The following is a 25,259-nucleotide window of genomic DNA, read 5'->3' as shown; positions in this document are numbered from 1 at the left end:
CACCCGGCCCCTGTGATCCGCCTCACTTCACGCAGACGAAGGGGCGGGTCATGAGGTCACCGGTCGTGTGATCCGACCGGTGACCTCATGACCCGCCCCGGGGCACCGCCCGCCGTGCCGCCGTCAGGCGGTGCGGACGAGGCTTCGCAACCCGACCTAGACGCGGCCGTTCCCGTCCCAGCGCGGACGGTCCTGCGAGGTGCCGGTTCGGCTGCCGGAGCTGCCGCCGTGCAGGTCGTGCGGACCCAGACGGTCACCGTCACGGGGCATCTCGTCGGGCTCCCGGCGTTCGCGGACCTCACGGACCGGACCGCCCTCGGGCATCCGCGGCTGCTCGTCGGGGCGCGGCCTGGGGGAGTCGCCGCGCCGAACCCGGCGGCTGCCCGACGCGAACAGGCCGATCAACAGACCCACGACCAGCAGGGCCGCCACGGCGAGTCCGATACCGACGGCACCGCGGCCGGTGGCGAGATCGGCCGCTCCGGTCCAGGAGGAGTCCGCCGGGGCGTTCGGGGAGACGTTCGGCGAGACATTCGTCAGGGCGTTCAACACAGGGTTCGACATGGTGGGCGAGTACCCCCGGCAGCCCGATGTATAGGGCCGGGCAGGTGCGGCCGTCCGCGGTGCGGCCATCCGTGGTTTGAGCGCCGGTGGCCGGGGCTACCCGCCCGGTGTGACGACGACATCCCCGATACCCCAGGTGTCCCAGCAGGAGCTGTACCGGTATCTCGAGGACCGGTTCGCCTGCGCGCAGGCGTGCGCGGAATGCTCGCGGGCCTGCGCGGTGCGGGCGAGCCTGGTGAATCCCGGCGGCGGCACACCGGAGGAACTCGTACGGCGCAAGGGCGTCATCTGCGCCGAAGTGTGCGACGCGACCAGCCGTGTGCTGTCCGAGGGCAACCAGACGGACGAGGAGACCGTCCGGGCCCAGGTGGAATGGTGCCGGCAGGTGTGTCTCGAAGGCGCGCGCGCCTTCGACGGACACCCCGGCGCGGAGCGCACGGCCGAGGTGTGCCGGACCTGTGCGCAGGCCTGCACGGACTTCCTCGACACACTGGCGCCCTCGACGCCCTGACGTCCGCGACACGCTGAACCGGCCCGGCGGCGCGGTGCCGACCGCCGGGCCGGTTCGGGGCGGCCGAAGGAGTACGGCGGGCGCGGTCCCGCACGGCGAACCGGAACGCGGTCACCGCTCCGCGGCCGTCCGCACCTTCGACGGCGACCACCACGGGATCCGGCGCGAGAGCGTCCCGCGGATCGGCCGGGGACGCCCCGGGCGCGGCGGCAGGACACCCGCCCCTCGGCCCGAGGACGCGCGGAGCGGACGCGGCACCGTACAAAATCGGGTGACACATCGCCATACTGGACGGGCCAGGGGAGGGCGCGTTGACCACTGACGGGGGCGGAAGATGGGGGACAGCAAGCTGATCCACGGCCGGTACCGGCTGGTCGATCCGATCGGGCGGGGCGGTATGGGGGAGGTGTGGCGGGCACGCGACGAGTCGCTCGGCAGAGAGGTCGCGGTGAAGTGCCTCAAGCCGGTGGGCGCGCAGCACGACCACGCGTTCGGCCGGGTGCTGCGCGAGCGGTTCCGGCGGGAGGCCCGGGTGGCGGCGTCCCTGCAGCACCGCGGGATCACCGTGGTGCACGACTTCGGCGAGTACGACGGTGTGCTGTATCTGGTGATGGAACTGCTCCAGGGCCGTGACCTCAGCCGGCTCCTGGAGGACAACAAGCAGCACCCGCTGCCGGTCGACGAGGTGGTGGAGATCGCCGAGCAGGTGGCCGTCGCCCTCGCCTACACCCACGACCAGGGCATCGTGCACCGGGACCTGAAGCCCGCCAACATCGTGCGGCTCGCCGACGGCACGGTGAAGATCTGCGACTTCGGCATCGCCCGCCTCGGCCACGACATCGGGTTCACCTCCCGGCTGACCGGCACCGGGGTGGCGATGGGCACCCCGCACTACATGTCGCCCGAGCAGATCAGCGGCACCGAGGTCGACCGGCGCAGCGACCTGTACTCCTTCGGCTGCGTGCTCTACGAGATCGCCACCGGAGTACCGCCGTTCGACCTCGACGACGCGTGGGCCGTCCTCGTCGGCCACCGCGACACCCCGCCGCGGCCGCCGCGCAGCCTGCGGGCCGAACTGCCCGAGTGCCTGGAGCGGATCATCCTCGACCTGCTGGCCAAGGAACCCGGCGGGCGCCCCGACAGCGCACGCGAACTGGCCCGCAGGATCGGCGTACTGCGGGCCGCGCCGGTGCTGCTGCCGGCCGCGGTGACGGCCGGGCCCCGCCCCGTGGGGACGACCGGCGAGAACGGCCCCGGGGCCCCGTCGCATCAGGTCGCCCGGCCCCAACCGGTGGGGCGCGTGCCCCGGCTGCCGTCCTGGACGCGGGGCATGACCACCGGCCGCAGGGCGGCCTTCGCCGGACCGCACACCGCGCCGCCGGACCCGGCGGCCGGCCTGTCCGGCGAATGGGTCGCCCGCCCCGCGACCGGCCGGGGCGAGCCGGCCCCGGCACAGGAGCGGCCCGCCCCGTCCCCGGAGGCCCTGACCGCCCTGGCCGGACGGCACAACGCGGGCCTGAGCCTGGGGCGCCTGGGCCGCTGGACGGAGGCGGGGGAGGCGCACCGCGCGGTCGCCGCGGAGCGTGAGCACCTCCTCGGCCCGCACCACGCCGACACACTCGCCAGCCGTTACGAGGTCGCCTTCGCCCTCAGTCGCACCGGCCGCGCCGCCGACGCCCTGCGCGCGTACAAGCACGTGGCCGAGGCCCGTATCCGCACGCTCGGCTCCGAGCACCCCGACACCCTCGCCGCCCGTCAGGAAATGGCGTACGTCCTCGCTCAGCTGGGCCGGCCCTTCGACGCCCACCAGGTGTATCTGTCGGTGCTCTCGGCCCGCGAGCGCACCATGGGGGCCGACCATCCCGAGACCCTCCGCTGCCGGCACAACCTCGCCTTCAACCTCAGCAGGCTCGGCCGTCTGGAGGACTCGTACAGCACGGCGTGCGAAGTGGCTGCCGCCCGTGCCCGGGTGCTCGGCCCCGAACACCCGGACACCCTGGTCACCCGCTACGAAGTCGCTTACACCCTCGGACAGCTGGGGCGGTGGGCGGAGGCCCTGGAGACCTACCGCGAAGTCGCCGAGGCCCGTGCGCGGGCGCTCGGCCCGGACCACGCCGACACGCTCGCCGCCCGCTACGAGGTCGGCATCGGACTCGGCCGGCTCGGCCGCACCGCACAGGCCCTCGACCTCTACCGGGGCCTGGTCGGCGACCGCACCCGGGTCCAGGGCCCCGCCCACCCCGAGACCTTGCGCGCCCGGCACGGCCTGGGCGTCAACCTCGGCCGGCTCGGCCGCTGGGTCGAGGCCCTCGCCGAGTCCCGCGCCGTGTGCTCGCTGCGTGAGAGTGCTCTCGGCGCCGACCATCCGGACACCCTGATCAGCCGCCGCGAGGTCGCCGTCGGCCTGGGCTGGCTGGGCCGCTGGGCGGACGCGCTCACCGAGTACCGCAGGGTGGCCGAAGCCCGTGAGCGCCTCCTCGGCGCGGACCACCGCGACACCCTCGCCGCCCGCGACGACGAGGCCCACTGCCTGGAGCGGCTCGGGCAGGGGGACAAGGCCGCCGGGCTGTACCGCGAGGTGGCGGCACCGAAGCAGCGGCGGGCGGCGGGCTGAGCGTGCCGGGCACGACGGGCACGGTGACGGGGATGACGTACGACAGGTGTGCCGCTGTGACGAGTGCGCCCGGTGGTGCTCCTGCCCGAACCTCGCCCGTCACCTGGCATACCCGGATCTTCACGTGCTACGAAGAACCGTGACCGCACACGAGGGAACCCGGACGTACGACGCCGTCATCGTCGGCGGAGGCCACAACGGTCTCGTCGCCGCGGCCTACCTGGCCCGGGCCGGACGCTCCGTACTGGTGCTGGAACGGCTGGACCACACCGGCGGGGCAGCGGTGTCCACCCGGCCGTTCCCCGGCGTCGACGCACGGCTGTCCCGGTACTCGTACCTGGTCAGCCTGCTGCCCCAAAAGATCGTCCGGGAACTGGGGCTCGACTTCCGGGTCCGCACCCGCACCGTCTCCTCGTACACCCCCGCCGAACGTGACGGACGGCCCACCGGGCTGCTCGTCGGCGGTGGTGAGCAGCGCACCCGCGAGGCGTTCGCCCGGCTCACCGGCTCCGAGAGCGAGTACCGGGCCTGGCAGCGCTTCTACGGCATGACCGGCCGCGTCGCCGAGCGCGTCTTCCCCACCCTCACCGGGCCGTTGCCCACCCGCGAGGAACTGCGCCGAACCGTCGACGACGAGGAGGCCTGGCGGACCCTGTTCGAGGAACCGATCGGTGTCGCGGTCGAGGAGAACTTCACCGACGACCTCGTCCGGGGCGTGGTCCTCACCGACGCCCTCATCGGCACGTTCGCCGACGCCCACGACCCCACGCTCCAGCAGAACCGCTGCTTCCTCTACCACGTCATCGGCGGCGGCACCGGCGACTGGGACGTACCGGTCGGCGGCATGGGCGCCCTCACCGACGCGCTGGCCGCCGCCGCGCGCGCCGCGGGCGCCGTCATCGCCACCGGTCACGAAGCGGTACGCATCGACACGGACGGCCGCACGGCAGAGGTCACCCACCGTACGGCCGACGGCGAGGGCGTCGCCGCCGCCCGGCACGTCCTGGTGAACGCCTCCCCGAGGGAACTGGCGGCGCTCACCGGCGACACTCCCCCCACCCCGGCCGAGGGCGCCCAGCTCAAGGTGAACATGCTCCTCACCCGGCTGCCGAGGCTGCGCGACAGCTCCGTCGACCCGCGCGAGGCGTTCGCCGGCACCTTCCACGTCGCCGAGGGGTACGGGCAACTGGCCGCCGCGCACGCACAGGCCGCCGCTGGTGAACCGCCCGCCGCGCCGCCCTCCGAGATCTACTGCCACTCGCTCACCGACCCGACGATCCTCGGTCCGGAGCTCGCCGCCCGGGGCTACCAGACCCTCACCCTCTTCGGCCTGCACACCCCGGCCAGGCTGTTCGCCCGCGACAACGACGCCGTACGCGAGGAACTCCTCACCGCGACGCTCGCCCAGCTCGACGCCCATCTGGCCGAACCGCTCGCCGACTGCCTGGCGACCGACGCGGACGGGCGCCCCTGCCTGGAGGCGAAGTCCCCGCTGGACCTGGAACGCGACCTCGGGCTGCCCGGCGGGAACATCTTCCACCGCGCACTGTCCTGGCCCCACGCCCAGGAAGGCACCGGGCGGTGGGGCGTGGAGACCCGGCACGCCAACGTCCTCCTGTGCGGCGCGGGCGCGGTGCGCGGCGGCGGGGTGAGCGGGGTGCCGGGCCACAACGCGGCGATGGCGGTACTGGAGGCGGACTGACGCAGGCCGGACCGAGGGAGGCCGGACCTGCCGGATCAGTCGGCGGACCGGGTCCATCCCGTCGCCTCGACGCGGGCGGCGTCCGCCGGACGGGCCTCGTCGAACAGGACGCGGCCGTCCGCCCGGACGCGCATCCCGTCGACGTAGGCACCGCGCCCCACGTACAGCCGGTCCGTCGCGTACCGCCAGCGCAGGGTGAGGCTCCGCGCGGCGGGCAGGCCGGCGGTGAGCCCGTGCCACACACGGCCCGACCAGCCCGTCGCGGTGCCCGCCGCATGCTGCTCCGGTGCCCCGTCCCGGCGCTCGGTGACGAACGGCACCGGCTGCCAGGCGGTGCCACCGTCGGTCGTGGCCTCCAGGGTGAGGAGGTCGGCGTGCGGCTCGGTGTCCCACCACAGGGCACAGCGCAGCCGCGCCCCGCCGGACGATGTGTCCAGCGCGGGCAGCGTGAGCGTCGCCGTCGTCGAACCGGCCATCCCGGAGAACCAGGACGTCCGCCCACCCCGCCCCGGCGCCGTCCGGACCGGGACCGCGCGGGCCAGCTGGTTCGCGGCGGCGACCCGGGGAGCCGAGCCGGAGCGCCAACTGCGGACCGGATGAACCGAGTTGCCCAGGACGACGAGGAACGAGTCGGTCGTCGGGTCGAGCACCAGCGAGGTACCGGTGAACCCGGTGTGGCCCGCCGTGCGCGGGGTGGCCATCGCACCCATGTACCAGTGCTGGTAGAGCTCGAAGCCCAGTCCGTGCTCATCCCCGGGAAAGCCGGTGTTGAAGTCGGTGAACATCAGCTCCACCGACTCCGGTCTGAGGATGCGCGCCCGGCCGTAGCCGCCGCCGTTGAGCAGGGTCCGGCCGAGGACCGCCAGATCCCAGGCGCAGGAGAACACACCCGCGTGGCCCGCGACCCCGCCCAGGCTGTAGGCGTTCTCGTCGTGCACCTCGCCCCACACCAGCCCCCGGTCGAGGCCGGACCAGGGCGGGCGGGCGTCCTCGGTGGCGGCGATCCCCGGTTTCCAGGAGGCGGGCGGGTTGTAGCGGGTGCGGTCCATGCCCAGGGGGCCGGTGATCTCCTCCCGCAGGAGGACGTCCAGGGAGCGGCCGGTGACCTTCTCGAGCACCAGCTGGAGCGAGATCAGGTTCAGGTCCGAGTACAGATACGCCGTTCCGGGCGCGCTGACGGGTGCCTCGTCGAGGACGAGCCGGACGCGCTCCTCGTGCGTGGGCGCTTTGTAGAGCGGGATCCAGGCGCGGAAACCCGAGGTGTGCGTGAGCAGATGACGGAGTGTCACACCCGCCTTGCCGGCGCGGCCGAAGTCCGGCAGGTACGAGGCGACGGCCGCCTCCAGTTCCAGCGTGCCCCGCTCGATCTGCTGCACCGCGAGGACCGAGGTGAACAGTTTCGACACCGAGGCCAGGTCGAAGACGGTGTCCTCGGTCATGGGGATCTGCCGGTCCGCCGGGAACTCGACGCCGGTGTCGGTCCTCTCGTCGTAGGCCTGGTAGCGCACCGCCATGCCGATGGGCCGGTGCAGGGCCACGGTGCCGCCGCGCCCGGCGAGCAGCACGGCCCCCGCGTACCAGGGGTGTTCGGGCGAAGGGCCGAGGAACGCCTCGGCATCGGTGGCGAGTCGGTCCAGATGGCCGGCGAGCAGTCCGGCCCGCCGGGCCGGCCCGCGCCGCAGGGTCGGGTGTCCACCACCCGCCGCAGCCGATCCCGCCGCAGCCGGCGAGGCCGCCGAGACCGGGTCGGCCGGGAGGGAGGCGAAGGCCAGGGCGCCGCCCAAGGCCAGTGCTCGTCCGCCGAGTTGACGGCGTGTGATGCCACTCGGCTCTTCGTCCGCCATGGAGGGTTCCTCCCGTGTCGTGGCCGCGCCGGCGGCCTGAAAGATTCTTTCGGGAATCGCCTTGCGGGGTGAAACTTTCCTGTCAGGTGCGGGATGTGTCAATGGGGCGTGCGGGGTCATCGGCCGGGCCGGCGGCCGCACCGGGGAGACCGCCGCCCTGGTGCTCATCCTGGGCCGCCGGCGCCGTCACGCCCCTGCCCGCGCTCCGCGTCGAAGGCACCGGCAGCGGGCGGCAGACGGCCGCCGCGCTCGGCCTCGGCGGCCGAGGGGAAGGGCGGGACCCGCCCGGTGCGGCGACCGCTCACCACCGGACGGGCCCGTGCGACCTCACTCGTCGCATGCGCATGCGGTTCTCACCCCGCGTCGACGCACGAGGTCTCGTTCAACGCTCCCGCACGCGGACCACCTTCAGCTCCGGCGAGGACCGGATGTCCTTCTCGCAGAAGCGGGACGTCACCCACCGCTCACCGGAGAACAGCCGTGTCTGGTCGCTGAAGTACGGCGAGTTCGGGTTCGACGACTGGGAGTACGTCAGCAGCGTCCGGGCCACCGGGCACCCGCTGCCGTCCCAGCCGACGGCCTGGACGTAACTGGACCCGGTCGACACCTCCGTGTACCCGCGGGCCGGGTCCCACCACGCCTCGACCTTGTTCCAGACGCCCAGCGACTCCGTACCGCCGGGCACGGCGATCCGCTTGCCGCCCCGCTCCACGAACTGGTGCTCGCCGAGCCGGGAGCCGAGCGCGATCCCCGCCGCCCGCAGCTCGGCGACGGTGTCCGCGAGAGCCGTGGCGAAGGCCGGAACGGAGGTGTCGAGACCGCGCGGGGTGCGGACCGGATCGGCGGCCGAGAACGGCACCTTCCACAACTGCGTCCCCGCCGCCGCCGTGAGCCTCCGCCAGAACCGGTCGAAGAGCAGTGCGCCCCGGCTGTCGGTGTCCATGGTGCGGTCCCACCGGGCGAGCACGGCACACGACTCCCGAACGTCCACCTCCCTGCCGTCCGTGCCCCGCGCGGTGCCGCCCGGCAGCGCGGCGCAGGCCTTCGCCACGTCGTCCCCGGCGAGAGCGGCCGCGGGCACTCGGTCGGCGAACTGCTGCCGCTCGAGGTCCCGTACGGTCAGGCCGCCCCGGTCCGCCATCGCCGCGACGTCCTCGATGGCACCCCGGGTGCGCATCGACCGCTGTGTGCCGATCGTGCCGAAGACCCGCTCGTAGCCGGCCAGCGGCCGGTCGGCGTTGGACAGCCACGCGCTGTCGTTGGAGTTCTCCGCGTACGGCGCGTCCTTCAGGGTGGGCATCCGGGACTGGCCGAAGATGCCCGGCTGCACGGCGTCACGGTCGCGGCCGAGGGCGCAGTCCCCGCGGGAACCGTCCAGGACCGCGAGCCCCGACGAGGGGTAGGTGGCCTGGCCGAGCGCCGTCGAACAGCGCTGCGCGAGTTCGTCGGTGATGCGGGGAAGCACCTGCGACTGGGTGAACAGGCTGTGGCCCCGGGAGTCGGCGGCGACCGTGTTGACCCAGGGCAGTCCCTGGGTGCGCCGCAGCGTGTCGAGGACGTCGCGGGTGCTGCGGGCCTTGCCGAAACCCAGCCCGGTGTCGGAGGCACGCAGGTTGGCGGCGTTGGGATCGTTCAGCGCGTAGGCCGTGCCGCCCGTCCAGGGCAGGGGCAGCGAGGCGCCGAGCGAGGTGACGACGGGGCCGTAGCGGGTCCACCACTGGCTGCGGGTCACCGGAGCGCCGTTCGCCACCGGCACGGTGACGGTACGTTTCCGCATCCGTTCCCGCCGGCCGTCGACCAGATAGACCGTCGGATCGGCCGGGTCGAGCGTCAGCTGGTGGAGGTTGAGCGTGACACCGGTGGCGACGGTGTGGCTCCACGCCATGTGCGCGTTGTGTCCTATGGACACCGTCACCGTGCCGAGGAGGGAACCGCCCGTCACGTTCAGCTCGCCGGGGATGGTCTGCTGCGACTGCCAGAACCGGCGGCCGCCCTGCCAGGGATAGTGCGGGTTGCCGAGCAGCAGGCCGCGCCCGTTCGCCGTGGCCTTGCCGCTGAAGGCGACCGCGTTGGAGCCCATGTCGGCCCTGTCGGCGGCGAACAGCTCACGAGCGGCCCGCGCGGCCTCCTCGGGCGAGGGCGACGGAGCCGTCCCCGCCGTGCCCCCGGCCTCCGAGCTCCCGGCGGACCCCGGTGATGCCGAGGATCCCGGACCCTCCGCCGCGCCCGGCCCGGCCGAAGCCGGCGGCCGGGCGGCCGTGATGGCGTCCACGGTCCGGCCCTCCCCGCCCAGCACGGCGATCGCGAATCCGCGCGCCGCCACGTCCAGCGTGGTCACCGGCCGCACCCAGTCGGCGTTCCGGCAGGCCGGATCGGTGATCCGGTTCTGCTTCAGCCACGCGTTGTACCCGGCCGCGAAGCCCCGCATCAGCTCCTTCACCGAACGGCTCGGACCACTCGGCGCGGGCCGCGCGAGCAGCTTCTCCACCGTGCCGGCCTCCCGCACGCCCCGGAAGTACAGGTCGCTGGAGAGGTTCGTGCCGGCCGAGGAGAGCGAGTGGTCGGGCGCGGCGTCTGGCCCGAAGAACCGCGAGCGGTCGCCGCGGACCGTCACGAAGCCGTCGGCCAGGGTGCACACCTGGTCGGCGGCCTGAGCCCAGCCGTTGCCGAAGCCCAGGTTCGCGTAGTCCTTCGCGACGATGTGCGGAATGCCGTGCTCGGTGTAGCGGACCACAGCGGACAGACCGCGGTGGGACGGATGTTCCTGACGGTCCGGTTGCTCGGCGGCAACGGCCGGCAGCGTGGCACCCATGGTCAACAGGGTCACCGCCGCGACGGCCGACCGTCTCGGACGTAAGCGCATCGTGCCTCCCGACATCACTGGGGGAAGGGGTGGTTGAGGGTAACAGCGGACATCCTCACCGGTCCGGGGCGTGAGTCGGACCGTCCGCGCGGCCTGGTGCCGACCGGCCCGGTCCCTTGACCTCCCCGGCCGGTGAACCGAGGATCGACTTCCATGACGCCCGGACACGCCGGCACGGTTGACGGACTCCTGCGACGCAGCGCCCGCCGCACCCCGGCGCGCGTCGCCGTCGAGTACGGCGACCGCACCTGGACGTACGACGCACTCGACACCGCCGTCTCCCGCGCGGCGAGCGTCCTGCTCGGCGCGGGCCTGTCGTCCGGCGACCGGGTCGGCGCTTACGGCCACAACTCCGACGCCTACCTGATCGGCTTCCTCGCCTGCGCCCGCGCGGGCCTCGTGCACGTACCGGTCAACCAGAACCTGACCGGCGACGACCTCGCCTACCTCGTCGGCCAGTCCGGCAGCGGCCTGGTCCTCGCCGACCCCGACCTCGCCGGGCGGCTCCCGGACGGCGTGCGGACGCTGCCCCTGCGCGACGCCGACGACTCGCTGCTCGACCTCCTGGCCGAGGCACCCGCCCACGACGGTCCCGAGCCGCGCTCCGAGGACCTGGTGCAGCTGCTCTACACCTCGGGCACCACCGCCCGGCCCAAGGGCGCGATGATGACCCACCGCGCCCTGGTGCACGAGTACCTGAGCGCCATCACCGCCTTGGACCTGCAGGCGGGCGACCTCCCCGTGCACGCGCTGCCGCTCTACCACTCGGCGCAGATGCACGTCTTCCTGCTGCCCCACCTCGCGGTCGGCGCGACCAACGTCATCCTCGACGCGCCCGACGGCGACCGGATCTTCGACCTGATCGAGGCGGGCCGCGCGGACAGCCTGTTCGCCCCGCCCACGGTCTGGATCGGCCTGTCCCACCGCCCCGACTTCGCGACCCGCGACCTGAGCGGACTGCGCAAGGCGTACTACGGGGCGTCGATCATGCCCGTGCCGGTCCTGGAGCGGCTCACGGAGCGGCTGCCGGACCTGGCCGTCTACAACTGCTTCGGGCAGAGCGAGATCGGACCGCTGGCGACCGTCCTCGCACCCGACGAGCACAAGGGGCGCATGGACTCCTGCGGGCGGCCCGTGCTGTTCGTGGACGCGCGGGTGGTCGACGAGGACGGCGAGGACGTACCCGACGGGACGCCCGGCGAGATCGTCTACCGGTCGCCGCAGCTGTGCGAGGGGTGTGATCGGGGTACAGGCCAAAGGGGCAACGGGATGATCTTGAACCGCTTGACGGCCATCCATGAAACAGGTCCGCCACGGGAGCGAGCCCTTCGGGGTCCGCGCCGGCTCGCCAGTTTGTCAGGCCCAGCCTGACGCCTGCAGCTTCGGAGGCCGGGGTTGTGCCGGCGCCCATCTTGCCGCGCCAGCCCTGGAGCAGACCCCGGCGGTGAGCGAGGCGGACGGTGATCAGGACCAGACGGTCGCTGAACGCCTCAACCAGCTCGGCTTCATCGTTACCCTCAACCCGAGGGAAGACGCAGCCTGGACACCCGGCGGTCCTCCGCGAAAGCCGGGCGCCCAGTCCTGCTGATCTGCTGTTATTTACGCGTCAGGGTCAAGCTCAGTAGTAAAGCCAGAGCCGGTAGTAATTCGAGTTTGCCGTGTCGACCCTGCAGTCGTAGTCGATTGCCCAACCGCCAGGCCCCACTGTGTTGGCCACGCCAGCGGCGAGGCACTCCAACTTCCAGTAGTACCGCTCGAAGGGACGCCACGATGCTGGGACAGAGGCCGGGGACGACGAGGAAGTCTCGGTCGCCTTCGTTGATACAGCAGCCCCGGTGGCGGTGGGTACGGCAGCGGCCTGTGCTGGCATGGCCAGGGCGCCGAATGCGAGCGCGGTGCCGAGAGCCGCGCTCGCGAGAGCGTGACGTATACGCATGAGTATCTCCTTGTCTGGGTGTTGGGCTCGTACTGCCGAGCCGCGCGGATACCTGATCGTCGGTGCCGTCTTGGTGTGGCATGGAAACAGCACACCAACCGGGCACTACGGAAGACTGCTTGCTGTCGGCAAGCCGGAGCAACGGCATCTGGCTGTCCCGGACAGTCGCTGACTGTCCGGGCTGGTCAGGGACTCGTCCAGGTTGTGTCCCGGACAGCAGGGGCAGCGCGCCCGGGCCGCGAGACACCAGTCGGGGCTACGGCCGGGCGATCGCCGGGGAGCCGCAGCAGGGCCTGCCCGAGCTGTTCGGCGGTGACCGGCTCGCGCTCCGGCAGCTCGGCCTCCTGCCACGCGTGCAGGGCGACATCCCTGTCGCCGTCGGCGCTCTGCAGGACGTGCCCCTTCGCCTCGTCCTTGCCGATCGTGTCCGCCCGAGGCGGGTGGCGGTCAGGTCCTGCTCTCCCGAGGCTTCAAGATCATTCCGTTGCCCCTTCGACCCGTATCTCGGTCACACCCCATCTCCATTACCGCTCGCCGTCTGACCGCCGCCGCCTTGAGCGCCGGCGCCCTGACCACGGTCCTGACGGTGCCGACCTCGGCGGCTGAGCACCGGCCGCACCGGCCGGACGTGCAGATCACCGACGTGCAGTACGACTCCCCGGGACGCGACGACCGCTCCAACCGCTCCCTGAACAAGGAGTGGATGGAGATCACCAACAACAGCCGTCGCGCGGTGAACCTGGACGGCTGGACGCTGCGCGACGAGGACGGCCACCGCTACCGCTTCGACCACGTCCGTCTCGCCAGCCGCGCCACCGTCCGCGTCCACACCGGCATCGGCCGCGACACCCGCACCGACCTCTACCAGGACCGCCGCGCCTACGTGTGGGACAACCGCTCCGACACCGCCACCCTGCGCAACGACCGCGGCCGCACGGTCGACACCGAGTCCTGGGGCCGCCGCCGCGGCGGTCGCCGCTGACCCCAGACGGGCCGTGCCAGCAGCCAGGGTCCGGCACCAGCACACCCTCACCCCACCACTATGGCGCGCCGCCCCCTCGAAAGGGCGGCGCGCCGTAGTGGTGCAAACGGTTCGGCCGCCTGCGAGTGCCAAATGAAATGGCTTCTTTATCGCCTGAGCAGTTCCCCTGTCCTGCTCCTGGACTGCGACTTCACGGCTCGAGGCTGTGCGAATTCGGCCGAAGCAGCTGGTCAGTTCGTACGAGCAGGACCGCCTGCGGCTCGGGCTCAGCAGACGGCATGGCCGGCTGCGCAAGAGCGGGTTGGGCAGAAGGCTTTCCCCAAGGCAGCCACCCGGCCCTCGGTACTGGTGGGCTCGCGTATTCAACTGTCGCCAATTCACCGTAGAACCCGCCCTCTTAATGACCGTGGGGGGGAGGGGGGACGCCGAGATCGTCGATCAACTTGAAGAGCGCGAAGGGATGCAGCGGCTGACCGGCCCGCCGGCCGGGAAACAGCCGGGGCTCGAGAAGGCCCGGACCGAAGGGTCTCCGGCCTGGGCCCTCTGCGCTTGCCGGAGGACGGATGACCCTCCCGAGGGTTACTTCACGTCGACGTAGTCCGCCGCGGAGGCGACCGCCGGGGTGGTGGCCGTGCCTGCGAAGGAGTAGCGGAAGTAGCCGTCCGCCGTGGCCTTCGTCGTCGTCCTCAGGTTGCCCTTGCCGTCCGTCGTGACGGTCTTGAGGGTCTTGTAGGTGCTGGTGCCCTTCTTCTTGAACTGGAGCTTCACCGGCTGCTTGGTGTAGCCCCCGTACTTGTAGGTCTCCCAGTTGGCGCGGGTCAGCTTGCCCGTGACGGTGATCGTCTTGTTCTTCTTCACCGGTTCCGGCGAGGCGTTGGCCGTCAGCCTGGAGTTGCGCAGGACCTTCGCCTTGGCGGCGGAGTCCTTGGTGATGTAGTCACCGTCGTTGGCCAGGACGTGGGCTCCCACGGTCCAGGTCCCGGCCGTGCTGTTGTCCTGAGGGTGGATGCGCGGGTTGATTTTCAGCGTGTGGGTGCAGGTGGTCGTGGTGAAGCTCTGGCGCACGCACTTGCCCGCGACGTCCTCGGGGGTCACGAGACCGTAATAGTCGCCGTTCGGGAGGGGCGTGTGCCACATGACAGGGAAGGTGTTTCCGACCTCGATGCCCGAGTCGTCCGTGGCGGTCACCGCGATGGTGAACGTCTTCACGTCCGTGGTCCCCAGAACGATGTCCTTCCCTCCGTTGACGACCACCTTCGTGATCCTGATGTCGCCCGAGAAGTCATTCGCCTGGGCGGCCGCCGGAATCGTGAGCGCGGACAGGGCGAGGGCCCCGGCGAAGCCTGCCGCGGTGATGCGCTGACCGCTTGAGCTCGCCATTCCTTTGCCGACAGGGGCGGCGACTGATCGGGAGCAGTCAGTCACGTGGCTGAAAGATGTTGAGCAAGCAGTCCCAGGGTGGAGGTCGTCCGGGATCATGAAGCATGCTTCCGGATGACTGGCACCTCACCCAAGACGTTGACGACTTCCTCGCCCGAGCCGGGGACTTCCTGTGCTCGCTCCCTGCCCTGCACAACACGCCGCTGACGGACATCGAGAAACTGCGGATACGCAGGCCGGACGCACACGGCCCCGTCACCGCCGTCTTCGGCCGACTGGAGTCCGGAGGCGAGATCCACGCGGTCTTCTATCTCACTTCGCGCGGCCGCCTGGGCCTCACCCCCCTCTCTGTCGAGCAGACCGATGCCCTCGCCGCCCACCTGGCCGTCCTTGGCCACTCGCCCGCCAACGTCATCGCGGACCACGACACCGCCACCGCATACGCCGACTCCTGGCAGCGGCACACGGGCGCGGTGCCAGCACTCTTCTGGCGGACGCATCTCTACCGTCTCGGCACACTCACCCCGCCGCAGCCGCGCCCCAAGGGCCGGGGCCGTCTCACGGGCGGGACAGACCGCGAACACGTCGCGCGCTGGTGCCGTGAGTTCTGCGTCGACGTCGGGGAGCAGTCCTCCATCGACTTGATCGACGCCGGTTCCTGGGACCACTCGCGTTTCGGCGACCGGCACTTCACCTTCTGGGAGACCCCGGACGGCACCCCCGTCTCGATGGCGGCCGCGACATCGGTCATCGGCGGCATGGTCCGGATCGACCCCGTCTACACCCCCGCCCACCTCCGCGGCCGCGGCTACGCCGGGGCCGTCACGGTCGAGGCGAGCCGTGCCGCGCTGGCCGCGGGGGCGACGGACGTCGTCCTGTTCACGGACCCGGGCAACCCCACCAGCAATGCCCTCTACCAGCGCATTGGGTATGTCCACGTCGCCGACTTCGCCGGGTACAAGTTCTCCTACGGCGCACCAGAGGCCGGGTGAGGGGTCTGACCGAGATACGCGTCAAAGGGGCAACAGGGTGATCTTGAAACCCTGAACGCTCGGACTCACCTGCGGCGGCGAGCAGCGGGGTCTCGCTCGGCGACGTGCCGGGCAACCGCGTCGACGCCGGGGCGAGCGTACCGCTCCAGGGACCGTACGGAGGCGTGGCGGGAGCGGGCCAGCAGCATCGGCGTGGACGTGCCGCCCTCGGCGTCGTGCGTCAACGCACTGTGCCGAAGCCGGTGGAGGGTCCAGCCGTCCAGGTCCTCGATGCCCTTGGGTGAGGCGAGCGGGTTGGCCAGCAGCCGGGTGTTCTCCTCGAAGATTTCCTCGGCCCTGCGGTAGGAGAGCCGGGCCCGACCGGTCTCCGGGCACACGTCGAGCGTCGGTGTCCCGGCCGGGGCCTTGCGGTCGGTGAGGAACAGCGGGCCGCGGGTGCGGCGGGCGATGAGGCGGGGCAGGAGCTGGGCGGTGCCGGACTGCCAGTGAATCCACTCCGTCGCCCCGCCCTTGGCGGTGATCCTTCCGCGCTTGTCCTGCGGGTACAGGTCTTCCACGTTCAGGCACAGCACCTCGTCGGCCCGTGCGGCGGACTCGTAGAGCATCTTCCACTGCGTCTTCTCCCGGAGCCCGACGTCCAGGCGCCACAGGGCGGCGATCTGGTTCTCGGCCAGAGCCCTGGTGCGGTCCGGCGGGGCCGGCCGCCGCTCGATCCCGATCGTCGGGTCGCCTTCGATCCAGCCCTGGCGCTGCCACCAGCCGATCGCCTTGCGCGCGATGGAAAGTTCCCGGTTGACGGTGTCGGCGTCCATCGCGTCCGCCCGTGCCGCCGCCAGTTCGGCCAGCACTTCGGGCAGCGCCGGGTCGCCGATCGCGGTGACGGGGAAGACGGGCGGCTTCGCGCCTCGGCGGGCGGGCCCGGTCGGCGCGGGTTCACCAGTGAGCATCCACCCCCACGTCGTCAGCGAGATCCGGTAGATCCGCGCCGAGGACTTCGCGATGCCCGCACCAGTGAGGTACCGCTCGACTGCCGCGGTGTATGACGGCGGCGGGGCGGACAGGGGCACGACCCGGGCGCGCGGCAGTCGAAGCGCGCCCCCGCTTTCGAGTTCGGTCACTGGTTCGATCGCCATGCCCGCACCGCCCTTCCGGCGCTGCCGCAGTAATTGCGTACACCTCACCCCGGCGGCCGGAATCGTCCGCCGCAGGTCGCGGTGATCACGGTAGGGGCTCTGCCGCAGTAAATCCGGCATTTACTGCGGCAGGCGCAGGCGGGCCACGCCCAATCCGATGGGGCGTCAAATCAAGTGGCGCCAAACCGCACTCTCTGCGTGGTTCCTACTCGGCGGCACATCGCTGCTGTTCAGGCACTACTGCGTCCACTCGTACGCGTGATCAGAGACGAATTCGGCAAAGGCGCGCGGCGGACGGCCGGTCAGTTCGAGCACTGCGGTGCTGACCTGGTCTTCGCGTCCCTCTTTGATGCCACGCTCGACGGCGGCAAGCGCTGCAGCGAACTCGGTTGGCATTCCGGAGGCGCGGTAGGCGGCAGCCTGCTCCTCCTCCGTAATACGCTCCACCCGAACCTGTCTGCCGGTCTGCGCGGTGATGATCTGCGCGGCCTGTGGGTAGCTCATCCCGTGCGGTCCGGTGATCAGGTAGTCGCTTCGAGCATCCACCCCCAGGTCAGCCAACAGCGCAGCAGCACTGGCCGCGATGTCCCGCGCATCGACCCACCCCAGCTTGCCGTCACCGGCTGCGGTGCGAATCTCACTGAGTCGATGGATGCGCTCGGCCAGGGGGTGCGGGCGCAGGAAGTTCTGCATGAAGCCAGACGCGCGGAGTACGACACCTCCGGGCTGAGCCTGAACCTGAGCGGCCAGCTGCACAGCACTGGGCGCATTCGGCAACACAATGGCGGAGCCGAGCATCACGAGTCGCCGGACACCGGCTCGCTGCGCTTGGCGCAGGAAGGGCTCGACCAGCGGCAGCGGGTCCACACTCTCCACCGGCGGAAGCAGGAAGACCCGGTCCATCCCGTCGAGCGCAGGTCCATATGTGGTCGGGTCACTCCAGTCGAAGCGGATCGCATCAGGATCGGCTGCGGTCGGGTTCCGGCTGGCTCCCCGAGTTGGCACACCAGCGTTGCGGAGCTCTTGCACCAGCGTCTTGCCGGTCTTGCCGGTGCCTCCGGTCACCAGCACTCCGGACATCAGACGTCCTTCCTTTCCAGCGAGTCGATCAGCCCGGCGAGACCCCCGGCAGCGGCGGCCGCCGACAGCGGGCTCCAGTAATCCCGGAACAGAGCGATCAGCCCGTCGCGGGCCGTGAGAACCACGATGTAGTCCAAGCGGTAAGGCTGGGAGGTGGCCACAGTGCGGCCGGTGGCCGTCCACTCCACGACGACGGTGTCCGTTTGATCCGTGGGTCGCACGGTAAGTGCGGTCACCTCCTTCATGTCCATCAGGTCCGGATAGTGGGCGAGGTAGGCACGTACCTCCTCACGTCCGCGGAGAACACGAGGGGAGCTCCCAGCTGCGAAAGGGAATTCCGCAATGCCGTCAGACGCCCACAGATCTGCCACGGCATTCATGTCTTTGACCAGCATCAGATCGATCATGCGGCGAAAAATTTCCTCAGGGGTCCTGAACACCACATCTCCTCGTAGTCAACAAACCGACCATGCCACCATGCACAGCAGACGTGCGGGCGCGGAACGGACAGCTAAGCCCCGGACCGGCAGTGCGAGGCTTAGTGGTCAGCGTCGTAAGTCCTTCGAGGGTTGACATCGGGACCCGATTCCACATCAGTCCGTTAGTGGTCTGGGGCGGCGAAGTGGGGCTGCCAGGCACAGTCGAAGGAGTCCTCGGGGTGCCGATGAACCCGTCATCGGCACCCGCCTTCCTGAGTTGTCCGCGTGGAGGCGGCCGGTGGGCCCAGCCGGGGTTTCAGGGCGTGATCACGCCGGTGAGGCGGAATATCGGCGGCACGGGCCTTGTTGGTCGCCATTATTGATCAACAAGAAGGAGGCCCCATGCCTGCGATCCTTCGGCCCCGCGCGCTACGTTCCGGCGACCTCGTGGTCGTTACCGCGCCCTCGGGCCAGCTTGAGCCGGGTGAGGAACCACTGCTTGCCCGCGGTGTGGCGATACTCGAGCGGATGGGTTTCCGCGTGCGGGTCAGCCCGATGGTCAACCCGGCGCAGAATCGCTGGTGGGCGTCGGGCACTCCTGCGGAGCAGGCCGACGAACTCAATGTTCTGCTCCGGGACCCGGAGGTGCGGGCCATCATCGCGCATACCGGTGGACAGACGACCATCGGCTATCTCGATCTGATCGATCTGGACGCGATCCGGGCCGACCCGAAACCGATCATCGGCTACAGCGATATCTCGCTGCTGCACATGGCGTTGTACGCCCAAACCGGCCTCGTCGGCTTCCACGCCGACATCGTCACCCACGGTTTCGGCAGCGATTGGTACACGCTGGGCGACGAGGCCCATCGCTCCGAGCTCGTCGACCTCTACACCCGGGTGCTCACCAAGGCAGAGGCGCCGGGCGCGCTGCCGGCGAAGGAGGCTTGGGAGACCTGGCGGCCGGGCAGCGCGCAGGGACCACTGTTCGGCGGCTTGCTGAACCGCCTGGTCCTACTGCAGGCGACACCGTTCGCGCCGGCCGCCGAACGGTTCGAGGGCGCCGTGTTGTTTTGGGAGGAGCTGCAGCGGCCGGTCTCGCGGATCTGGAACGACCTGCACACCTTGCGGCTGTCCGGTGTGCTGGACCGGATCGCCGGCATGGTGGTCGGCATCCCGACCGAGGTCACGCCTCACGAGGGTGGCGGACAGCGCGCAGATCTACGCGACGTGGTACTCGATGTCCTGGGCCGACGTGACATCCCGGTTCTCGCACAGGTCGACTTCGGTCACACCTCGCCGAACCTGCCGTTGCCCATCGGCGTCCGCGCACACGTGGACGCGGACAACCGGACGCTGTCCCTGATCGAGCCAGCGGTCGCGGAAGGCTGAGTCCTGTTGGATATTGGCGCAGGCCCGGAGGGCTGCGACCCGTTGTGTTCCGCTTCTCCAGATCGGCCTGCCTGTCATGCCCGTTGCGCTGGCTTGCCCGATCGTCCTGACCGCCGCCGAGCGCGAGCGACTGAAGAAGATGGCCTATGGCCACAAGACCCAGCACCGGCTACGGTGCCGTGCGCAGATCGTCCTGCACGCGGCACGGGGACGCTCCAACGCGCGCATCGCACACGAGACCGGCCTGCATCTGGATACGGTTCGTGCTTGGCGCGGCCGGTTCGCTCACGGCGGCCTGTCGGCCCTGGCCGACCGTAAACGCTCAGGGCGCCCGGCCCGCTTCACCCCCGTGCAGATCGCCGGGACCAAGGCGCTGGCCTGCCAGCTACCAGCCGAGACGGGTGTGCCGCTGTCGCGCTGGTCCTGCCCGGAGCTGGCCGCCGAGCTGACCTCACGCGGGATCACCGACACCATCTCCGCGTCCACGGTGCGCCGCTGGCTGCGCGAGGACGTGCTCAAGCCCTGGCAGTACCGGTCCTGGATCTTCATCACCGATCCCGACTTCCGCCCCAAGGCCGAGCGCGTGCTGGACCTGTACGCCCGCACCTGGGAAGGCGAACCGCTCGGCGCCAACGAGTACGTGATCAGCGCAGACGAGAAGACCTCCATCCAGGCCCGCTGCCGCTGCCACCCCACCCTCGCCCCCGGCCAGGCCCGCTCGATGCGGGTGAACCACACCTACGGCCGTGGCGGAGCTGTGGCCTACCTGGCCGCCTACGACGTCCACCGCGCACAGGTCTTCGGCCGCACCGAGCCCACCACCGGCATAGACCCGTTCATGGCCCTGGTCACCCAGGTCATGAACCAGGAACCCTACGCCAGCGCCAAGCGAGTGTTCTGGATCGTGGACAACGGCTCCTCCCACCGCGGGCAGAGGGCCGTCGACCGGCTGACCGCCGCGTTCCCGAACGCGGTCATGGTCCACACCCCGGTGCACGCCTCCTGGCTGAACCAGGTGGAAATCTTCTTCTCCGTCGTGCAGCGCAAGGTCGTGACGCCCAACGACTTCACCGACCTCAGCGAGGTCGCAGACCGGCTCCGATCCTTCGAAGACCGCTACAACGCCACGGCACAGCCGTTCCAGTGGAAGTTCACCACCTCCGACCTGGACGATCTGCTGGCCAGGCTCGACCGGCACACCGCCGACCGACACGAAGAATCCTCCGTCGCCCTGGCAGCCTGATCAACCCCCGAAGGACTTGCGACGCAGACCACTTAGTTGTCCCTCCTGTGACAGGATGAAAGAGTGAGCAGCCAGGGACTTGCAGCCTTTCTCCGCCGGCGCCGCGAGGAGCTGCGACCGGAAGATGTGTCGGCCGAAGCGACGCTTCCACCAGGCCGGCGCGCCCGCCGCACACCTGGACTGCGCCGCGAAGAGGTAGCCGCCCTGGCACAGGTTTCGGTGAGCTACTACGAACGGCTGGAACAGGCACGGGCACCCCGGCCCTCACCGCAGGTGTTGGCTGCGCTGGCGAGGGCTCTCCACCTCACTGAAGCAGAGCGTGACCATCTGGCCCGCCTGGCCGGACAAGTGCTGCCATCAGAGAACGGCGGCGCGCCGGAGCACGTACCCGAGGATGCCCAGCAGCTACTCGGCAGACTTGACGGCATCCCTGCTTACATCGTCAACGACCGGCAAGACATCGTCGCCTGGAACGCAGCAGCCGCAGCTCTGATTACAGACTTCTCCCGTCTCACACCTGACGAGCGCAACGTCACGCATATGTCGACGAGATTCCGTGCCACCCTCTGCACCGGCGCACCCGGTTCGGAGTCCGATTTCTCCCAGCAGGCAGCCGCTCAATTGCGCGCAGCCAGCGTTCGACACCCCACAGATAACGTGCTCGCAGAGCTAATCAACGAGTTCGCAGCCCACGATCCAGATTTCGCGAGCAGCTGGCGTAATCACACTGTGCGCCCCACGCCCAGCGTGCGAAAAAACCTGCATCACCCCACAGTGGGCGAGCTAGAAATCGACCGCCACATCCTCAGCCTGCCCGGCTCAGACTTCTCCTTGGTGATGTACACGGCAGAAGCCGGCAGCCCCAGCGCCGCTGCACTGAAGGGCCTTTGACCGCCGCCACTACGGATGCCATCGCGTCCGCCGAGGTTGGGCCGCGCAGGTGGAACCGTAGCCTAATACTCCAGCCGGACTTCTGTATTTACCCTGGTCAACGGCCTGGCAGCGGGGAGTGTAGCGGGTGCGCTGTGGTCGTGGGACGGTCTTGCCGGGGCCGTCCCACCAACGTGTGCCCGCGCCGCATGTAATGACAGCGCGACGAGCAGTCCGTTGTCGTGATCCACGACGTACCGACGAACGCCTGGGACCTGGAACTCGAAGAACTCTTCCTGCGGATCGGTGGACGCTTCTCCCGTGTGGAACCACGCCGGCGGATGCGGGACTACGTCCGCGGGCTGCTCGGCCCGGTCGGCCGCAAGAACAGCTGGCAGCTCGCCGAGTACGCCGGCCACGCCACCCCACACGGCCTGCAGCACCTGCTCTCCCACAGCCGGTGGGACGCCGACGGCCTGCGCGACGACCTGCAAACCTACGTCGCCGAACAACTCGGCATGCCAGGCGGTGTGTTGATTGTCGACGACACCGGATTCGTGAAGAAGGGCACCACCTCTGCCGGAGTGCAGCGCCAATATTCCGGCACAGCCGGCCGCACCGAAAACTGCCAGATCGGGGTGTTTGCCGCCTATGCCACCACCCGCGGCCACGCCCTGGTCGACCGCGAGCTCTACCTGCCCAAGTCCTGGACCGGTGACCGCGAGCGCTGCCGAGCGGCCCGCGTCCCCGACGACCGCACCTTCGCCACCAAGGGCGACCTCGCCCGCGACATGATCGAGCGCGCCCTGGCCTCTCCGCTCCCTTTCACCTGGGTCACCGCCGATTCCGCCTACGGCCAGGACTCCCACTTCCGTCGTTTCCTGGAAGACCGCGGCCTCTTCTACGTCGTGGCCGTGCCCAAGTCCCAGCAGGTGAACGGCCCGCGCATCGACCATCTCATCGAGCAGGCCCCGCTCGAGGCGTGGCAGCGTCTGTCGGCGGGGCAGGGAGCCAAGGGCGAGCGCTCCTACGACTGGGCCGCCGCCCGTCTGCCCGCCGTGGCCGAGCCCGACGGCGGCGAGCCGACCCGGCAGCGATGGATGCTGGCCCGCCGCAGCATCAGCAAACCCGACGAGATCGCCTACTACCTCGCCTGCGCCCCGCTCGAGGCCACCGCCGCCGACCTGGTCCGCGTCGCCGGTTGCCGCTGGAAGATAGAGGAGTGTTTCCAGAGCGCGAAGAACGAGTGCGGCCTGGACCAGTACGAGGTCCGCCGCTACGTGGGCTGGTACCGGCACATCACGCTCGCCATGCTCGCCCACGCGTTCCTCGCGGCGATGGCCGCCCAGGAACGCGAAAAGGGTGACACGGCCGACACGCCCGACCTCGTGGACCTCACACCGGCTGAAATCCGCCGTCTGCTGGCAACTGAACCCCGCCGCTATCCTGCAGGCCGCGACCACGCGGTGAACTGGTCCCGCTGGAGACGCCGCCACCAAGCACGAGCCCGACGCTGTCATTACATGCGGCGCGGGCACCCGTTGGTGGGACGGCCCCGGCAAGACCGTCCCACGACCACAGCGCACCCGCTACACTCCCCGCTGCCAGGCCGTTGACCAGGGTAAATACAGAAGTCCGGCTGGAGTACTAATACTCCAGCCGTAGATCGTGATCTTGTTGCTGGAGCGGGGCGGAGAGGGGGCCGTCGTCGGTCATCGTCGAGATCGGGGTGGGCTGTAGAGGCATCCGCTACTCGTCGAGTCCTCCGAAACGGCGGGCATCTTTGATCTCGTGGAGTCTGGCAGCCGTCATCGGGGTCCACTCCCTCCTCTGTCCAGCGGCATGGAGGGCCTCTCCAACCTCGCTGAGCTTCGCGGAGGACAACACGCCTGCCCGCTCGATCAGGCCGTCCCGGGCCACGGTGGTCAGCCATGTGCAAGGAGTAAAGCCTGGACGCGGGAACGCGAACCGCAGCACGCCTTCGAAGGGCAGTCCTTCCAGGATGCCTACGGCCACTTCAACGCCGAGGCCGCTGATGTCGACGCCCGCTGGAGCGACGACCTGCATCGCCTGGAACCCGGATGACTCCTCGTCCGATAGCAGCACGACCGGGCGTCGCTCGTCGAAGTCGACCCACCAGACTTCACCGCGTTGCATGTGTCCTCCTGGCATCAGCCGGCGGGCGAACGCTGCGCGCCCCGAGCGGGACGCGGAAGAGATGCGGCCCCGTCTTCGCACGTCGTGACCGAGGGGTGGTGAAGACGGGCGCGGCCACCGGTGATCATCGGTGTGTGAAGACAAACGATCATACGGTGGCCGCGGGGCACAGCGTAGACCCTGCGCGCTGGCAGGAGGGGTTCGAGGGCCTGATGTCTCGGATAGCGGGCCGGTTCGCGCGGGTTGAACCCCGGCGTCGGGTACGGGAACTGGTGCTGGGGCTGCTGTCGGACCTGCCGCGCAAGAACTGCTGGAGCATCGCCGAGTGGGCCGGGCAAGCCAGTCCGGACGGCATGCAGCACCTGCTCGGTCGGGCCAAGTGGGATGCCGACACGGTGCGCGATGACGTGCGGGAGTACGTGCTGGAACATCTGCACGGCGAAGATGTGGTGCTGGTGGTCGACGAGACCGGAGACGTCAAGAAGGGCACGCACACCGTCGGTGTCCAGCGCCAGTACACCGGCACCGCGGGGAGGATCGAAAATGCCCAGGTCGCCGTCTACCTCGTCTACGCAAGCAACCGTGGACACGCGGCGGTGGACCGTGAGCTGTACATCCCGCGCTCGTGGACGTGCGACCCGGACCGCTGCCGGGCAGCGGGCCTGGGTGAGGACGCCGTCTTCGCGACCAAGCCGGAGCTCGCCACCCGCATGATCGGCCGGTTCCTTAACGCCGGGCACCGCGTCGGCTGGGTCGCGGGTGACGAGGTCTACGGCGGCAACCCGAAGCTGCGGGCCGCGCTGGAAGAGTGCGGGGTCGGTTACGTGCTCGCCGTCGCCTGTTCCCACGAAGTCACCACCGATGCCGGGAGGTTCCGCGCGGATGCGCTGGCCGCGAAGGTGCCCAAGCGGGCCTGGCAGAAGCTGTCGGCAGGGGCCGGCGCCAAAGGGCACCGCTATTACGACTGGGCCGTCATCGACCTGGCCGAACCCCGCACCGGCAGCCACCAGCTGCTGATCCGCCGCAACCGCACCACCGGTGAACTCGCCTACTACCGCTGCTGGTCGCCGGCTCCGGTGCCCCTGGCCACGCTGGTGCGGGTCGCCGGGTCAAGATGGCGGGTGGAAGAGACCTTCCAGTCCGGAAAGGGCCTGGCCGGACTGGACGAGCACCAGGTCCGCCGTTTCACCTCGTGGTCTCGCTGGGTAACCCTCGCCATGCTCGCTCACGCCTTCCTCGCCGTCGTCCGCGCCGACGAACACGCCCGCCGTCCCGCCCCGGACGGGCTGATCCCGCTCACCTGCAACGAGATTCAGCGCCTGTTCACGACGCTCGTAGTCCGGCCCATGCGCGATGCGACCCACCGGCTCCGCTGGTCCGTCTGGCGACGTCGCCATCAGGCCCGAGCCCAAGCCAGCCATTACAGCCGACAAGCCGCGAATCAGACGTGAAGATCACGATCTACGGCTGGAGTATTAGTACTCCAGCAGTACTTCGCGTCTTGACCTGCGCGGTTGTCGAGCGGTGGGAGTGTAGCGGGCACCGCCCGGTCAGGGGCGGTTTCTGACCGGGCCCCC

Annotated in this window: 18 protein-coding genes and 1 pseudogene; 11 read left to right on the top strand and 8 right to left on the bottom strand. The window is 70.4% G+C overall.

All coding sequences use genetic code 11. The features are described from left to right. Positions 1-156 precede the first annotated feature (156 nt). Positions 157-564, bottom strand: a complete 408-nt coding sequence (locus OHB56_RS05560) for a DUF6479 family protein (protein ID WP_406351955.1) — start codon at positions 562-564, stop codon at positions 157-159. 109 nt (positions 565-673) lie between these two features. On the opposite strand from OHB56_RS05560, the gene OHB56_RS05555 reads away from it, so the two are divergent. From OHB56_RS05555 to OHB56_RS05545, 3 genes are all read left to right on the top strand, one after another. Continuing rightward, positions 674-1,075 carry a ferredoxin gene (locus tag OHB56_RS05555; protein WP_326751148.1) on the top strand — a complete coding sequence of 134 codons (402 nt, stop codon included), beginning with the start codon at positions 674-676 and terminating at the stop codon, positions 1,073-1,075. 334 nt (positions 1,076-1,409) lie between these two features. Then, positions 1,410-3,689 carry a protein kinase domain-containing protein gene (locus OHB56_RS05550; protein WP_406351953.1) on the top strand — a complete coding sequence of 760 codons (2,280 nt, stop codon included), beginning with the start codon at positions 1,410-1,412 and terminating at the stop codon, positions 3,687-3,689. Between the two features lie 139 nt (positions 3,690-3,828). Next, positions 3,829-5,391, top strand: a complete 1,563-nt coding sequence (locus OHB56_RS05545) for an NAD(P)/FAD-dependent oxidoreductase (protein WP_326751146.1) — start codon at positions 3,829-3,831, stop codon at positions 5,389-5,391. 35 nt (positions 5,392-5,426) lie between these two features. Here OHB56_RS05545 and OHB56_RS05540 read toward each other — a convergent pair whose 3' ends face one another. Then, positions 5,427-7,235, bottom strand: coding sequence for a serine hydrolase (locus OHB56_RS05540; RefSeq protein WP_406351951.1), 1,809 nt, complete (start codon positions 7,233-7,235; stop codon positions 5,427-5,429). Between the two features lie 382 nt (positions 7,236-7,617). Next, a complete protein-coding gene (locus OHB56_RS05535; RefSeq protein WP_406351949.1) occupies positions 7,618-10,098 on the bottom strand; it encodes a penicillin acylase family protein in 2,481 nt (826 codons plus the stop codon). Positions 10,099-10,251: 153 nt separating this feature from the next. Between OHB56_RS05535 and OHB56_RS05530 the strand changes: the two are divergent. Together OHB56_RS05530 and OHB56_RS05525 are read left to right on the top strand one after the other, a co-directional pair. Beyond that, a pseudogene (locus tag OHB56_RS05530) lies at positions 10,252-11,334 on the top strand (AMP-binding protein); the annotation flags it as partial. Positions 11,335-12,587: 1,253 nt separating this feature from the next. Then, entirely contained in the window at positions 12,588-13,016 is a 429-nt protein-coding gene (locus tag OHB56_RS05525) for a lamin tail domain-containing protein (RefSeq protein WP_326751143.1), read from the top strand. 579 nt (positions 13,017-13,595) lie between these two features. Here OHB56_RS05525 and OHB56_RS05520 read toward each other — a convergent pair. Beyond that, a complete protein-coding gene (locus OHB56_RS05520) occupies positions 13,596-14,396 on the bottom strand; it encodes a calcium-binding protein (protein WP_406351947.1) in 801 nt (266 codons plus the stop codon). A gap of 104 nt (positions 14,397-14,500) precedes the next feature. On the opposite strand from OHB56_RS05520, the gene OHB56_RS05515 reads away from it, so the two are divergent. Beyond that, the gene (locus OHB56_RS05515) at positions 14,501-15,388 is read left to right on the top strand and encodes a GNAT family N-acetyltransferase (protein ID WP_406351945.1); all 888 of its coding nucleotides are present in this window, start codon (positions 14,501-14,503) and stop codon (positions 15,386-15,388) included. A 65-nt stretch (positions 15,389-15,453) separates the two neighbouring features. On the opposite strand, the gene OHB56_RS05510 is transcribed toward OHB56_RS05515, so the two are convergent. The 3 genes from OHB56_RS05510 to OHB56_RS05500 all read right to left on the bottom strand — a co-directional run bounded on the left by OHB56_RS05510 (position 15,454) and on the right by OHB56_RS05500 (position 18,008). Continuing rightward, positions 15,454-16,521, bottom strand: coding sequence for a site-specific integrase (locus OHB56_RS05510; protein WP_326751140.1), 1,068 nt, complete (start codon positions 16,519-16,521; stop codon positions 15,454-15,456). Between the two features lie 237 nt (positions 16,522-16,758). Further along, entirely contained in the window at positions 16,759-17,601 is an 843-nt protein-coding gene (locus OHB56_RS05505) for an NAD(P)H-binding protein (RefSeq protein ID WP_406351943.1), read from the bottom strand. Further along, on the bottom strand, positions 17,601-18,008 hold the full coding sequence (locus OHB56_RS05500) for a nuclear transport factor 2 family protein (RefSeq protein WP_406351942.1): 408 nt from the start codon (positions 18,006-18,008) through the stop codon (positions 17,601-17,603). Before OHB56_RS05500 ends, OHB56_RS05505 begins: the two co-directional genes overlap by 1 nt. 414 nt (positions 18,009-18,422) lie before the next feature. Between OHB56_RS05500 and OHB56_RS05495 the strand changes: the two genes are divergently transcribed. The 4 genes from OHB56_RS05495 to OHB56_RS05480 all read left to right on the top strand — a co-directional run bounded on the left by OHB56_RS05495 (position 18,423) and on the right by OHB56_RS05480 (position 23,141). Then, positions 18,423-19,412, top strand: coding sequence for a S66 peptidase family protein (locus OHB56_RS05495; protein ID WP_326756837.1), 990 nt, complete (start codon positions 18,423-18,425; stop codon positions 19,410-19,412). Positions 19,413-19,488: 76 nt separating this feature from the next. Beyond that, the gene (locus OHB56_RS05490) at positions 19,489-20,655 is read left to right on the top strand and encodes an IS630 family transposase (protein WP_326756838.1); all 1,167 of its coding nucleotides are present in this window, start codon (positions 19,489-19,491) and stop codon (positions 20,653-20,655) included. Between the two features lie 63 nt (positions 20,656-20,718). Further along, on the top strand, positions 20,719-21,546 hold the full coding sequence (locus OHB56_RS05485) for a helix-turn-helix transcriptional regulator (RefSeq protein ID WP_406351940.1): 828 nt from the start codon (positions 20,719-20,721) through the stop codon (positions 21,544-21,546). 320 nt (positions 21,547-21,866) lie between these two features. Then, entirely contained in the window at positions 21,867-23,141 is a 1,275-nt protein-coding gene (locus OHB56_RS05480) for an IS701 family transposase (protein ID WP_406358935.1), read from the top strand. Between the two features lie 133 nt (positions 23,142-23,274). Here the strand turns inward: OHB56_RS05480 and OHB56_RS05475 are convergent, their stop codons facing one another. Continuing rightward, entirely contained in the window at positions 23,275-23,682 is a 408-nt protein-coding gene (locus OHB56_RS05475) for a type II toxin-antitoxin system PemK/MazF family toxin (RefSeq protein ID WP_406351938.1), read from the bottom strand. A 212-nt stretch (positions 23,683-23,894) separates the two neighbouring features. Here OHB56_RS05475 and OHB56_RS05470 point away from each other — a divergent pair, with 212 nt between their 5' ends. Continuing rightward, entirely contained in the window at positions 23,895-25,133 is a 1,239-nt protein-coding gene (locus OHB56_RS05470; RefSeq protein WP_406351934.1) for an IS701 family transposase, read from the top strand. Positions 25,134-25,259: the final 126 nt, after the last annotated feature.

The organism is Streptomyces sp. NBC_01635 (genome assembly GCF_045209715.1).
GTDB classification, from domain to species: Bacteria; Actinomycetota; Actinomycetes; order Streptomycetales; family Streptomycetaceae; genus Streptomyces; species Streptomyces hirsutus.
The sequence above is the reverse complement of the archived record's forward strand: the minus strand, read 5'-3'. Positions and strand labels throughout refer to the sequence as shown.